Origin of the sequence: Streptomyces sp. 2-1 (assembly GCF_048564895.1) — a bacterium.
In the GTDB taxonomy this organism is placed as follows: Bacteria; Actinomycetota; Actinomycetes; order Streptomycetales; family Streptomycetaceae; genus Streptomyces; species Streptomyces phaeochromogenes.
Genome location: NZ_CP183383.1, coordinates 10,275,049 through 10,287,718 on the forward strand (window position 1 = coordinate 10,275,049; position 12,670 = coordinate 10,287,718).

Annotated in this window: 12 protein-coding genes; 5 read left to right on the forward strand and 7 right to left on the reverse strand. The window is 70.3% G+C overall.

Annotated features, from left to right (window positions below; translation table 11 throughout):
* The first annotated feature begins 55 nt into the window (after window positions 1–55).
* The 3 genes from ACN20J_RS44885 to ACN20J_RS44895 are packed head-to-tail and all read left to right on the forward strand — an operon-like array spanning window position 56 to window position 2,824.
* Window positions 56–985, forward strand: coding sequence for an ABC transporter ATP-binding protein (locus tag ACN20J_RS44885; protein ID WP_190230089.1), 930 nt, complete (start codon window positions 56–58; stop codon window positions 983–985).
* Entirely contained in the window at window positions 985–1,758 is a 774-nt protein-coding gene (locus tag ACN20J_RS44890) for an ABC transporter permease subunit (RefSeq protein WP_419668267.1), read from the forward strand. Before ACN20J_RS44885 ends, ACN20J_RS44890 begins: the two co-directional genes overlap by 1 nt.
* 19 nt (window positions 1,759–1,777) lie before the next feature.
* Window positions 1,778–2,824, forward strand: a complete 1,047-nt coding sequence (locus tag ACN20J_RS44895; protein WP_419668268.1) for an alpha/beta hydrolase — start codon at window positions 1,778–1,780, stop codon at window positions 2,822–2,824.
* A gap of 15 nt (window positions 2,825–2,839) precedes the next feature.
* Here the strand turns inward: ACN20J_RS44895 and ACN20J_RS44900 are convergent, their stop codons facing one another.
* The 3 genes from ACN20J_RS44900 to ACN20J_RS44910 all read right to left on the reverse strand — a co-directional run bounded on the left by ACN20J_RS44900 (window position 2,840) and on the right by ACN20J_RS44910 (window position 4,626).
* Complete coding sequence (locus tag ACN20J_RS44900) at window positions 2,840–3,130, reverse strand: twin-arginine translocase TatA/TatE family subunit (RefSeq protein ID WP_419668269.1); 291 nt, start codon at window positions 3,128–3,130, stop codon at window positions 2,840–2,842.
* Window positions 3,131–3,243: 113 nt separating this feature from the next.
* Window positions 3,244–3,936, reverse strand: a complete 693-nt coding sequence (locus ACN20J_RS44905; protein WP_419668270.1) for a hypothetical protein — start codon at window positions 3,934–3,936, stop codon at window positions 3,244–3,246.
* 114 nt (window positions 3,937–4,050) lie between these two features.
* Window positions 4,051–4,626, reverse strand: coding sequence for a TerD family protein (locus tag ACN20J_RS44910; RefSeq protein WP_055617887.1), 576 nt, complete (start codon window positions 4,624–4,626; stop codon window positions 4,051–4,053).
* Window positions 4,627–4,854: 228 nt separating this feature from the next.
* Between ACN20J_RS44910 and ACN20J_RS44915 the strand changes: the two genes are divergently transcribed.
* Window positions 4,855–5,244, forward strand: coding sequence for a BlaI/MecI/CopY family transcriptional regulator (locus ACN20J_RS44915; protein WP_055617888.1), 390 nt, complete (start codon window positions 4,855–4,857; stop codon window positions 5,242–5,244).
* Window positions 5,245–5,250: 6 nt separating this feature from the next.
* Entirely contained in the window at window positions 5,251–6,183 is a 933-nt protein-coding gene (locus ACN20J_RS44920; protein WP_364191767.1) for a M56 family metallopeptidase, read from the forward strand.
* 54 nt (window positions 6,184–6,237) lie between these two features.
* On the opposite strand, the gene ACN20J_RS44925 is transcribed toward ACN20J_RS44920, so the two are convergent.
* The 4 genes from ACN20J_RS44925 to ACN20J_RS44940 all read right to left on the reverse strand — a co-directional run bounded on the left by ACN20J_RS44925 (window position 6,238) and on the right by ACN20J_RS44940 (window position 12,666).
* Complete coding sequence (locus ACN20J_RS44925) at window positions 6,238–9,147, reverse strand: ATP-binding protein (RefSeq protein ID WP_361912350.1); 2,910 nt, start codon at window positions 9,145–9,147, stop codon at window positions 6,238–6,240.
* A gap of 171 nt (window positions 9,148–9,318) precedes the next feature.
* Window positions 9,319–10,326 carry a (-)-alpha-amorphene synthase gene (locus ACN20J_RS44930; protein WP_361912353.1) on the reverse strand — a complete coding sequence of 336 codons (1,008 nt, stop codon included), beginning with the start codon at window positions 10,324–10,326 and terminating at the stop codon, window positions 9,319–9,321.
* Window positions 10,310–11,686: a cytochrome P450 gene (locus ACN20J_RS44935; protein ID WP_361912356.1), complete on the reverse strand. Its 1,377-nt coding sequence runs from the start codon at window positions 11,684–11,686 to the stop codon at window positions 10,310–10,312. Before ACN20J_RS44935 ends, ACN20J_RS44930 begins: the two co-directional genes overlap by 17 nt.
* 326 nt (window positions 11,687–12,012) lie before the next feature.
* Complete coding sequence (locus ACN20J_RS44940; protein ID WP_190230081.1) at window positions 12,013–12,666, reverse strand: TetR/AcrR family transcriptional regulator; 654 nt, start codon at window positions 12,664–12,666, stop codon at window positions 12,013–12,015.
* Between the last annotated feature and the right edge of the window lie 4 nt (window positions 12,667–12,670).

The following is a 12,670-nucleotide window of genomic DNA, read 5'->3' on the forward strand; positions in this document are numbered from 1 at the left end:
GGCCGACTCCAGGCGGCGGATGTCCGGGGCGTCGCCGCTCCCTACGGTCGAAGACATGATCGAGGCACGCGAACTCACCAAGAGGTACGGCGACAAGACCGCCGTCGACCAACTGTCCTTCACGGTCCGGCCCGGCCGGGTGACCGGCTTCCTCGGCCCGAACGGCGCCGGAAAATCCACCACGATGCGACTGATCCTCGGCCTGGACGCGCCCACTTCGGGCTCCGTCACGGTCGGCGGGAAGCCCTACGCCGAACTGCCCGCGCCTCTGTGTGCCGTGGGCTCGCTGCTGGACGCGAAGGGCGCGCACGGCGGGCGTTCGGCGTACCGGCACCTGGCCGGGCTCGCGGCGAGCAACCGCATCCCGCGCCGACGTGTCGACGAGGTGCTGGACCTGACCGGTCTGACCGAGGTCGCCGGACGCCGGTTCAGCGGCTTCTCGCTCGGCATGGGCCAACGGCTCGGTATCGCCGCCGCGTTGCTCGGCGACCCGGAGGTGCTGATCCTCGACGAGCCGGTGAACGGGCTGGACACCGAGGGCATCCGCTGGATCCGCGATCTGATGAAGTCCCTTGCCGCGCAGGGCCGTACGGTCTTCCTCTCCAGCCATCTGATGAGCGAGATGGAGCTGACCGCAGAGCATCTGATCGTCATCGGACGCGGTCGGCTCCTCGCCGACACCACCATGCGCGACTTCATCGAGACCAACTCCCGCGCCCATACGCTCGTCCGCTCCCCGGAACCCGAGAAGCTGCGGGGCCTGCTGGAGGCGAAGGGCGCCGACGTCCGGCTCGACCCGCGGGGCGGCTGGCGCGTGGACGGTCCAGACGCCGCGGCCATCGGCGACCTGGCCCGCGACCACGGACTCGCGATCCATGAACTCACGCCCGCGCACTCCTCGTTGGAGGAGGTCTACACGGCCCTGTCCAAGGACTCGGCCGAGTACCGGACGAGCGCGGTCCGCAGCCGCAAGGAGACAGTCTGATGGCGACCGCCACCCTCACCACCGCCCGGGCCGGCTTCCCGCAGGCCCTCGCCCACGAGTGGATCAAATTCAACAGCGTGCGCTCCACGGTCTGGACGACACTCGCGACCGCCGTCGTGCCCGTGCTGGGCGCGGTGTTCGTGGCCGCGACCGAGAGCCTGCAGCCGGACGACACGGTGCTCGGCGGCAGCCTCACCGCCTCCGTCCCCGCCCAGATGCTGGCCGCGGTGGTCGGTGCCCTGCTGATCACGGGGGAGTACGGCAGCGGCACGGTCCGGACCACCTTCGCCGCCAACCCGCGCCGCGCCACCGTGCTCGCCGCGAAGGCCACCCTGATCGCGGCCCTGATGTACGTCCTGGCCCTCATCTCCTGCACCCTCGCCTACCTGACCGGCGGCGCGATGCTCGACGACGGCCGGTACGCCCAAGGTGAGCCGCTGCCCGCCCTGTTCGGCATCGCCGCCTCCTTCGCCGTCGCCGGAATCCTCGGCCTCGCGGTCGGCACCCTCGTACGCCACTCCGCGGGAGCCGTCACCACCATCATCGGCGTACTGCTCCTGCCCTCCCTCCTCGGCCCGCTCTTCGGCGACGCCCAGCGCTGGATCGCGGGCGTCTCCCCGACGAGCGCCCTGGAGAAGCTGATCCAGACCTCGGACGCGACCGCGGAAACCGTCGGCAGCCTCGGCCCCTGGCCGTCCCTGCTCCTGGTGGCGGGCTACACGGCAGCCCTGCTCCTCCTCGCGACCGGGGCACTGCGCGGACGCGACGTCTGACAGGAACGGAGGAACGCCCATGACTTGGAGCGCCGCTCGACTACGCACCCTGCTCGCCCTCGTGGTCGCCGATCTCCTGCTGTTGGCGGCGGTGTCCGCCACGTGCGCGGAGGCGACCGTTTCCGCCCCGCACGGCGCCCGGATCATCGCCGAGGAGAAGGCCGGTGAGCGCCTGGTCGATCTCACGGTGGACTCGCCCGCGCTGGGCCGTACCGCGAAGGTACGGCTCCTCACCCCGGACGGCTGGGACCGGCGACGGCCCGGCGAGACCTGGCCGACGCTCTATCTCCTGGTCGGCGGCGACGGCAACTACAAGGCCTGGACCGAGGACTACGACGCCCGTCTCCAGGAACTGCCCGCCCTGCGGGACGTACTGGTCGTGATGCCGGAGATGCCGTTGTTCGGCTTCTACAGCGACTGGTTCAACGGCGGCGAGGGCGGTCCGCCGGCGGTCGAGACCTTCCATCTCAGAGAGGTACGCCCACTTCTGGAGCGCCGCCATGGAGCGGGCGTCCGGCGCGTGGCCGCGGGGGAGTCTCAGGGCGGATTCGGTGCCGTCTCCTACGCGGCACGCCACCCCGGGCTGTTCCGGGCGGTGGCGAGCTACAGCGGATTCGTACATCCACTGCGCCATCCCCACGCGGTGCGGGCCGCGATGACGTACCTGGGCCTGGACTGGACGGCGTTGTGGGGCGACCCGGTCGCCCAACGGGCCAACTGGCAGGCCCACGACCCCTATTACCTGGCCGACCGACTGCGCACCACCCCGGTCCACCTCTCCGGCGGCGACGGCACGGCAGGCGTCCTCGATCCGCCCGGGACACCACCGGACGTGGAGATCCCGGGACTTGAGGACCCCGCCGACCCGTTCCCCGAGGACGCGATCTCCCCCACGGAGACCCTCATGCAACGCCAGTCCCGGACCCTGGCCACCCGCCTGGCGTCCGTCGGGGCTCCGGTGACCACCCACTTCTACGCCGGGACGCACTCGCCCGCCTACTGGAAGCGCGAGCTGTACCGCTCGCTCCCCATGCTGCTGCGTGGCCTGGGGATCCGGGACCGGTGACCGTGACGCGCTGCTTCAGTTCTGCGGACGGGGCTGCCCGGAGTCCGGCTGCGCGGGGTGCGGTGCCGCGGCGGGCTGGGCGCTGTCGGCCGGAGTGGTGCTCTTCGGGCCGACGGTCTCGCCCGGGATGACGCGGGGACCGGTCTGCCCGTCCGTCCCGGCCGGCTCGTCCTTCGCCGCCGCGGCCTCGGCCTTGAGGATGCGGGCCGACTTGCCTGCCGAGCGGGCCAGATCGGGGAGCTTCTTGGCGGCGAGGACGAGTATGACGACGACGAGGATGATGGCGACTTCACTCAGTCCGAACATTCGGGTTCTGCCTTCTTCTCTGCCCGGCCGGTCGGGGCAAGGGCACTACGGGGACGGGGTGGTGCGGTGTGCGGGGGTGGGCGACGCAGTGGCGGATGGCGCGGTGCGGGGAGTCAGTCGAAGCGGGTGGCGGCGAGCTGCCGGCGGAGGTAGGGCAGCATGCCGCGCTCCAGCAGCGCCCGCTGCCACCTCGCACGGGCATGGTGCAGATTACGGGCCGATGCTCCGGTCCGGTCGCCGTGGCCGGGGCGTGCGCGCAACGCGGTGCACAGCAGGGCGGTCAGCCCGGCGAGGGTACTCGCGACCGCGATGAGCGCGAACACCCAGCCGGCGGCGACGAGCGAACCGCCCATCGGGCCCTGCGCGTCGGCGAGTCGAAGGCTGTACCCGAGCACGAGCAGGACCGCCGCCGCCGTGCCGGCGATCGGCGGAGTGAGCGCGGCGAGGGCGGGCAACAAGGCTCCGGGACCGGCCGGTTGGGGCTGCCGGTCGTGCTCCACGGTCGTGCCGGACTGCCGACCGTGTTCCACGGTTGTCCCGGACTGCCTACCGGGCTCCCCGGCGGCACGGGACCGCCGACCGCGCTCCACGACCGTGCGCGCGGCGAGGTACTCGCGGTACTCGTCATTCGCCGCGGCCGTGATCTCGTCCACGGCCCGCAGCGCCTGGGCGCGCAGTCGCGTGGCTGCCGCGCTCGTGGGGTCGGCGAGCAGCGCCGTACGGATGTCCGTCGTGCTCAGTGCCTGGCGCAGTACGTCCTCGAAGTCCGCTCGGTCCTCCGGGCGGAGGCGGGTCGGGCCGGCCAAGTGCTCTCCTGGGGTGGCTCGAACGATGGAGGTGCGGCCCGCTTCAAGCGGGGCGCGGGCCCGCCCCCGGTGAAAGGGGCGGGCCCGTGGATACGGAGGGCGAGAGCCGCTCGCTCAGACGCCGACGCCGAAGTCGGAGGCGATTCCGGCCAGACCGGACGCGTAACCCTGGCCCACGGCACGGAACTTCCACTCCGCGCCGTTGCGGTAGAGCTCGCCGAAGACCATCGCGGTCTCGGTGGCGGCGTCCTCGGACAGGTCGTAGCGGGCGATCTCGGCGCCGCCGGCCTGGTTGACGATCCGGATGAAGGCGCCACGGACCTGGCCGAAGCTCTGGCCGCGGTTCTCGGCGTCGTGGATGGACACCGGGAAGACGATCCGGGTGACGTCGGCGGGCACACCGGCGAGGTTCACCTTGATGACCTCGTCGTCGCCCTCGCCCTCACCGGTGAGGTTGTCACCGGTGTGCTCGACCGACCCGTCAGGGCTGGTGAGGTTGTTGTAGAAGACGAACTGCGTGTCGGAGGCGACCTTGCCGGCCTCGTTCAGCAGCAGCGCGGACGCGTCGAGGTCGTAGTCGGTGCCCGTCGTCGTCCGGACGTCCCAGCCCAGGCCGACCAGGACCGCGGTCAGGCCCGGAGCCTCCTTGCTGAGCGAGACATTGCCGCCTTTGGCCAGGGAAACTCCCACGCTGCTCTCCTTCATGCTCGGTTGTGCGGTGCCGGGTCCGGGTGGTGGACCCTAAAATAAATCTACATCACTGTAGAAATGTGGGGAGTGGGTCGGTCGTACTCGGTCGTGAGGCCGGTCCGGACGAGGGGGCGGTTCGCGGGCGAGTGGAGCGCGGGCGGATCTCTATACGATGGACCGCCCGCGAAGTGTGAGTGCGAGTGCGCGGCAGCGGAAGGGAGACAGGGCGTGACGGATCACCGGCGGCGTCCCCGGCGACGGGGGCAGGGTGAGCTGGAGGTGCAGGTCCTGTCGGCCTTGCGGGAGGCGGAGGGGCCGGCGACGGCGGGCTGGGTGCAGGACCGCCTCGGCGGGGATCTCGCCTATACGACCGTGATCACGATCCTCACCCGGCTGCTGGCCAAGGGCGCGGTGACCCGGGAGCGCGCGGGACGGTCGTTCGCCTGGACACCCGCGTCGGACGAGGCCGGGCTCGCCGCCCGGAAGATGCGCAAGGTGCTGGACGGCGAACCGGACCGGGAGGCGGTGCTGGCCAGCTTCGTCACCGCGCTGTCGCCGGACGACGAGCGGCTGCTGCGTGAACTGCTCGGGCAGCCCGAGACGGAGAGGGAAGACTGAAGCCTGATGGGGGTGTTCGTCTTTCTGCCCTTGGTCCTGCCTCTGACGGCCTGGCCGATCGCCCGGCTGGCCGAACAGCGCCTGCACCCGGGCACCGCCACCCGGCTGCTGACCGGCGTGGCCGGTGTCATGGCCGTCTGCAGCACGGTCTGCCTGGCGCTGCTGATGGTCGTCGGCACGGCGCAACTGCCCGGGAACCCGCTGCCCGACGGGTGGTCGGACCCCGAGGTGCGCGCGGCCGTCCCGTACGACGAGGTCGCCGGACGAGCGGCCATCCCCGCCCTCCTGGCCGTGGCCGTGGTGTGCGTGGCAACGCTGTGGCGGCACGGCAGGGTCCGCCGCCGCGCCCACCGAGCGCTGGCCGGAGTGCCCGGCACGGGTGTCGCGGTGCTGCCCGACGAGACGCCCTACGCGTACGCCCTGCCCGGCGGGTTCCGCGACCGGGTCGTCGTCACCACCGCCCTGCTGTCCCGCCTCGAACCCGCTGAACGGCGCGCCCTGTTCGCCCATGAGCGCGCCCATCTGACGGCCCGCCACCACCGCTTCCTGCTGGTCGTGCAACTCGCGGCCCGCGCCAACCCGTTCCTGCGACCCCTGCGAACGGCCGTGTCCTACACGGCGGAACGCTGGGCCGACGAAGAGGCGGCCCACGCCGTGGGCAGCCGCAGGGTCGTGGCGCGTGCGATCGGCAAGGCGGCGCTGGCCTCCCGCGGCACCCCAATCCCGACACTCGCCGGCTTCGCCGCACCGGGCCCCGTACCCCGCCGGGTGGCGGCCCTCCTGGAACCCGCGCCCGCCGCGCGCAACTGGCCCTCCCTGTTCACCACGGTCGGCATGGCCACCTGGGCGGCGGCCGTCGGAACGGCACTCTCCGCGATGTCATCGGCCAACTCCGCCGTGACGATGGTCCTGATCCTGCACGCGGCGACACCACTCTGAGCCATGGCCGACGGCCCGACGGCTGGTCCGGACCCGGGCCTTCGGACCGTCAGGTCACGGACGAGGGCGAGGGAACGTCTCCAGGGCTCTGGCGAGGCCGGCGGCGTCGGTGCCGATCTTGCGGTAGACGGAGGAGAGCAGTCGCGTCACGCCCTGTTCGGTGAGGCTCAGTGCCTTCGCGACCACCCCTGCCGGGAGCCCCTGGGCCGTCATCTCGGCGGCCTTGCGCTCCGGAGCGGTGAGCGTGTCCGTCTGACCGTAGCGAAGGGGCAGCGGTCGCAGTCCGGCCGCCGAGAGCTCTGCCCTGGCCCGGGTCGCCAGCGCCTCGGCACCGCAGTGGACCGCACCTTCCTGGCCTTGGTAGAGACGGTCCGCGGCCTCCTGCAGCCTGCCGTTCCGGGACAGGGCCGCCCCGTGGCCGACCAGCGCACGGGCCAACTCGTAGGAGGCGGGCGACCGTTCGAGATGCTCGATCGCCTCCGTGTACAGGTCGAGCGACGCGGGCCCGCCGGTCACCTCGGCCTCGGTGTGGAGCGCCTGGCCGATCGCGGAGGCCGCGCCGAAGTCACGGGCCCGCTTGACTGCGTCCTGGGCGAGACGGATCGCCCGGTCGGGAGCGGTGTGGGCCACGGCGGACGCCAGATTCAGCTGCCAGGGGCACCAGGTCGGATTTCTCCAGGATCGTGACTCCAGCCATTCGCCTACCGCGGACAACAGGTGCTCGGCCTCGGAGTGCCTGCCCTCGGCCAGGAGCAGTTCGGCGTACACCGTGCGGGGATCCGGGTAGATGACAGCGTTCGGGACCACCTCGCCGTAGTGGTAGAAGTCGGCGAGCTGCCGCGCTTCGTCGGTCCGCCCGCGGGCGAGGAGGATCTGAATGAGGATGCCGATGGCGAACCACTGGGCGGGCACCGCTCCTTCCACCCGGTCGGCGGTGCGCAGTCCCTCACGTACGAATTCCTCCGCCTCGGTGAGGCAGCCGCGACGGTAGCGGATGTAGCCGAAGAGAGTCTGGCCGACGGCCAGGTGGGAGCCGCGCCAGCCTTTTGTCTCGCACTCGGCCATTCCCTTGGTGAACAGTTCCTCGGCGCGTCGTGGCTGGTCGCAGTACATGAAGACGAGGGCGACGGAAACGGGCAGCTCGAAGCCCCGGTTCTCGGCGGTCCAGCTCAGCCCGCCCCGCAAGGACTCCTCGGCATACTCAAGAACGGTCTGCCGTGGCTCGCCCCGCATCATCGCGTCCCAGGACCGAAGGCCCAGGATGTACCGCTCCTCCAGACCACGGCCGGTCAGCCGCGCGGCCAGCCGTGTCAGCCTGCGCGAGCGGGCGGCCGAGTCTGGCTCGTCGGTGCGGAACGCGCTCCAGACGAAGTGGTCGGCCTGCATGCGCAGTCGGACACGTGGATTGGTCGCCTGCTGCGCCTCGTCGGCGGCCACGGCGGCGGCCTCGGCCACCCGGTCGAGGTGGGCCAGCGCCTGGGTCAGCCGGTAGACGATGGAGGCGCGCAGATCGGGGTCGACCCCGGGCTCCGCCAGCGCCGCCCGGAGGTGGCTGACGGTGGCCGCGGGTTCGATCAGGAAGGTCGAGCACGCGAGTTCGTGGAGGAGAGCCGCCCGGTCCTCCGGAAGGGGCGGCTCCTGCAGGGCCCGGGTGAGGACGCGCCGGGCGGCCTCCGGAGCCCCGGCGCACAGATACTCGTGGGCGGCCTCCCGCAGGCAGGCGACCGCCTCGGGCCTGCCCTCGCACGGGACTTCAAGCAGATGCCGGGAAGCGGCGGTGGGCCCGAACCCCGCGGCGTGGACCGCCTCCGCCGCCGCGTTGTGCAGACCGACCCGCAGACTCGCGGAGATGTCCCGGTAGACCGCCGTCGCGATCAAGGGGTGTACGAACTCCAGGCCGCCTCCCTGACCTGGGGCGTCCTTCAGGATCCGAGCGGTGCGCAACTTCTCGGTCGCCTCGGCGGCTTCCTCGCTGCCGACCACCGCGATGGTGGCGGCGAGCTCCGGCGAGATGGACGTACCGAGGACGGCCGCGGCCCACGCGAAGCGGACGGTGGTCGTGCCGAGCCGGTGCAGCCGGTCGAGCAGCCCGGGTCCCTTGACCGCCGAGGCGAGGTCCCGCATCGAGGACAACTCGTCCCGTGTGCCCTTCATACGGCGCTCGCCGAGTCGGATGGCGAGCTCGACGGCCTCGAACGGGCTTCCGCCGGTGGCCGTCCAGCACTCGTGGCAGAACTCGTCCTCGGCTCCCTCGCCCACCTCGTCCCTGACGATGCGCGCCACGCCCGCGGACGTGAGCGGTGCGAGGGAGTAGGGACGGTTCCGGTGGCGTTCGACGAGTGTGCGGAAGACCGCCGCCTCGCTCGGCAGTTCGTCGGGCCGGTAGGCGGCGACGATCAGCAGCGGGAGGTCCTCGGCCCGTGGGGCGAAGGAGGCGAGCCAGTTCAGGGACTCGACATCGGCCCAGTGCATGTCGTCCAGGAGCAGGATGACGGGCGCCTTCATCACCGTGAGGCGCGTCATGACCCAGTCGAGTCCGTCGCGCACCCCGGTCGGGTCCGGCACCCGGGCGCTGCCCGTCGCCTCCAGTCCGAGCGCGGCGGCGACGATGTCGTACCAACTGCCCAGGAAGGCCCGGCGCTCGGGCTCGTCCATCGCGGCCAGGGCGGGTTGCACGAGCTGGCGCACGACGTGGAAGGCCAGCTCCTGCTCCTTCTCTCCGCCCTTGCCCGAGAACACCGTGAACCCGTGGGCCAGGGCCCTGGCGCGTGCCTCCGTCATGAGGGCCGTCTTGCCCAGCCCGGCGGATCCGGTGAAGGTGAGGAGTCCGGTGTGGCGCGGTCGCGGTACACCGTCCCCTGTCTCACTGAGGTCGGCCAACGCGGCGTCGATCGCGCGGAGTTCCCTATGGCGCTCCAGCAACAGATGGCTCTCGGGGTCCGGTTGCCGCAGCTCATGCGCCATATGCCCTACCGCTTCCTGTTTCGTTGATCCTTCGGAAGGCAGCGATGAGCGTACGCCCTTGCGGACATCGGGTGGTCGTATTGAGCAATGAGTACACAGGGACGGGCGAATCATGCATCGGAACGGTTTGAGCGCCTTGCTTTCAGGTAACGTAATTTGATTGGTCTGCCGTCAGTGGACGGAGGACATCGCCGCCGCGTCCGCGTAGCGCGGCACGGTGCGGGACCAGTAGTAGCACCCGCGAATCCAGCCGGACATGCCTTCCACGTAACCGACGCCGGCCGGGCTCAGCTCCGGCTTGATCTTCTCGTAGAGCGTCTCGAACTCGTCGATGGTGCTGTTGATCCGTCGGATGGCCAGCGTGACGGCCTGCGGCAGCGAACAGTCGTACGCACGCTGATAGGCGAGGGCCAGGTTGATTATTCCACCGGTCCGTTGTTCCTTCACCGAGGAGAAGAGGTCGGCTATCCACACTGCCGCATCGACCGAGAGACGCCGCAGGCGCCGCATTGTGGCGTGATGGAGGTCCTCGGGGGCGAGTTCGCAGGGCTGCGCGGCTTCGTACAACGGATAGAAAGGCTCGATGCCTGCGGTCAGTGAACGTATCGAGTTGCACAACCCCATCCGCACCGGAGGAGTGTGCGCCTGAGCCACCGCCTCGTACAGCAGACCGTGCACGTACTCGCGGCTGTTCCAGGCCCATCGTGCCGCCTGTGCGGGCGTGCACCGTTCCTGGACCTGGCGGTGGAGGTCGGCCAGGGCCACTCCGAGGGGTGTGACGGGGGCCTGGCCGTCGCGCAGGATCCCGATGCTCTCGCTGAGCATGGGCAGGAGGCGGCCCGGCCGCCGTCGGCCGACCTCTTCCGCCAGGTCGTCGAAGATGAACTGGTAGGCGATCTGGTTGGCCACGATCTGGAGGACATCGCGGTCCACGGTCGGGCTGTTGTAGGACGCGAGTTCCGCAGGCCGGGTTTTGGCGATCATGGCCGCGACTGCCGGGTCGTCGGTCAGTCCACAGGTACGCAGCCATGCGTCGACGCCTGCCGCAGATTCGGATTCGTGGCGGTTGCTCTGGAAAGGGAACGGCATGTAGAGACTGGCGTCGATGAGGTCCTTCAAGTTGTCCGCGGGAATTTCTTCTTGCAGGGCGACCGTGATTTCCTCATGCGTCGTCGACACCGTTGTCACCTGCCGTTTGGGGATCCTGCGTACGGGATGTCACCGTGGTTCGAGGAGCGAGAGAACGGGCGCGCGGCGGTGTGCCGACCGGTATGCGTGAACGTGGTTCGCAGATCATCGGCAGCGACCTCGGACCCAACGTCACTGCGGGGCGGGGTTGTCCGACCGGTCCGGGCGGGTGGCGCAGCCGCCAGTGACCGGAGATGGTCGCGACGGCAACCGTGGCCTCCGCCATCGCGAACGCGTCCCCGATGCACTTGCGGCTACCCGTGGCGAAGGGGAGCATCGCGTGGTGCTGTGCGGCGGTGGTCCGCTCCGAGCCCGGCAACCAGCGCTCGGGCAGGAACAGTTCGGGGTCGGGGAACGACGCGGGATCGTGGTGCAGGAGGTAGGGGCTGTACAGGACGGTGGCTCCCCGGGGGATTCGGCGCCCGGCGAGCTCTGTCTCCCTGGTCGTGACGCGGGTGAAGAGCCAGCCAGGTGGGGAGTGGCGCAGCGTCTCGGTGACGGCGGACCGGGTGTAGGTGAGCCGTGACAGGTCGTCGAGGCGGGGCCGCCGCCCGTCGAGCACGGTGTCGACCTCGGAGTGCAGGTGGCGCTCGGTCTCCGGATGCTGTGCCAGGAGGCTGAAGGCGGAGGCCATGCAGAGCGCGGTGGTCTCCACGCCGGTGATCAGGAGCGTGATGAGCTGGTCGTGGACCTCCTGTTCGGTGACCGCCGCATCCTCGCCCCCGTCGCGCGCCGCCGCCAGCAGCGTTCCGAGCACGTCGTCGCGGGGAGTGCCCCGCCGCCGGTCCGCGATGACGGAGTCGATGACCGCGTGCAGGCGGTCGACGGCACGCCGATAGCGGCGGTTCGCCGGTGTGGGTAAACGGAACGGGGCGTCGACCGGCACGACCGTGCGGACGAACAGGCCACGGACGATGGTGCCGAGAGCCCTCCGTATCTGGGCGGCCCTGGCGTCGTCGAGCGAGTCGGAGAGCAGGACGCGGCTGGTCACCTTTGTGGTCAGGGCCATCATCGCCGCGCTGACGTCGATCCTCTGCCCGGCTCGCCATGCTCGGCACACCGACTCGGCCTCCTCGCCCATCAGTTGCGTGTAGTCGGCGACGCGGGAGGCGCGGAAGTCCGGCTGGAGCATTGTGCGTTGCCGTCGGTGTGCCTCCTGGCGGCAGGTGACCAGACCGTCACCCATCAGTGCCCGGAGCCTGTCGTACTGCGAACCTCCCTTGTCGAAGGTGCGTGGGTCCATGAGCATCCGGTGGACCAGCTCCGGGTGGCACACCATCCAGGCCCGCAGCGGGCCCAGGCGTAACTCGACCAGATCGCCCCGGGCGGGCAGGGAATTCAGAAAAGCCAACGGCCGACGGAACAAAGCGATACTGTGGCTGATGCTTGGGAATATGCCTGGCGCAGTGCCCACGGTCCATAGTCGATCCGGTTCGGGCATGGCGTCGGTCATCGAATACCACCTGCCTCAGTCGACTCACGTAAATCGGTGAACGTGCCACCGGCTCGGTGCTTGAGTCATGTCCTGCCCAGTTCAACTGCTGTCGGCTCCCCAGATCCACTTTCAGTGGGGGCGCACAGGAGCACAAAGAGGCGTTGGGCGAAACATACTTGATGCATGCTGCATTTACTGGAATTGTCTTTCGTCACTCAAGTGGCCTTTTGTAAAGGGGCACATCAGGGGGACGAAAAAGAGGAACCGGCGGACCCGGATCCTGTACGGGGCCGGAGTTCGTCCGCATCACGAACGAGCCCCGCGACATGGTCGGTGATCGTGTCGAGGATGTCGGCCCAGGCCGCGTCGTCGCCCAGCACGAGGAAGTTCAGGGTCAGCCCGTCGGTCATGGCGGCCAGGTAGCGGGCCAGCACGGGGGCCGGGACGCGGAGTTCGAAGTCCATGCTGCTGGCGAGCTGTTCGACGAGCTCGGTGTAGGTGTCGCAGTACAGCTGGTACTGCCGCCGCGCCAGATGCTCGAACCCCGGCTGACGCAGGGCGTACTGCGTCAGCTCGTACGTGAGCATGTGCTCGCCGGGATGCGCGGACACATGGTCCCAGTAGGCCTGGAAGCCGGCCCGGACGGTCTCCCGAAGGGTGGCCTTCGGCCTGATCGCCTCCTTGACCACCGTGACGGAGTGCTCGGTGATCGTCGTGATGACGGACTCGACCAGGGCCTGCTTGGAGTCGAAGCAGTAGTGGAAGACGCTCAGGGACAGACCGGCCTCCGCGGCGATGGACCGGGTCGTCGTCTTGGAGACGCCGTCCCGGGTCATCGCGCGGATGGCCGCTTCGGTGAGCTGCCGACGCCGTTCGGCCGACGGCATCCGTGCCATGGGT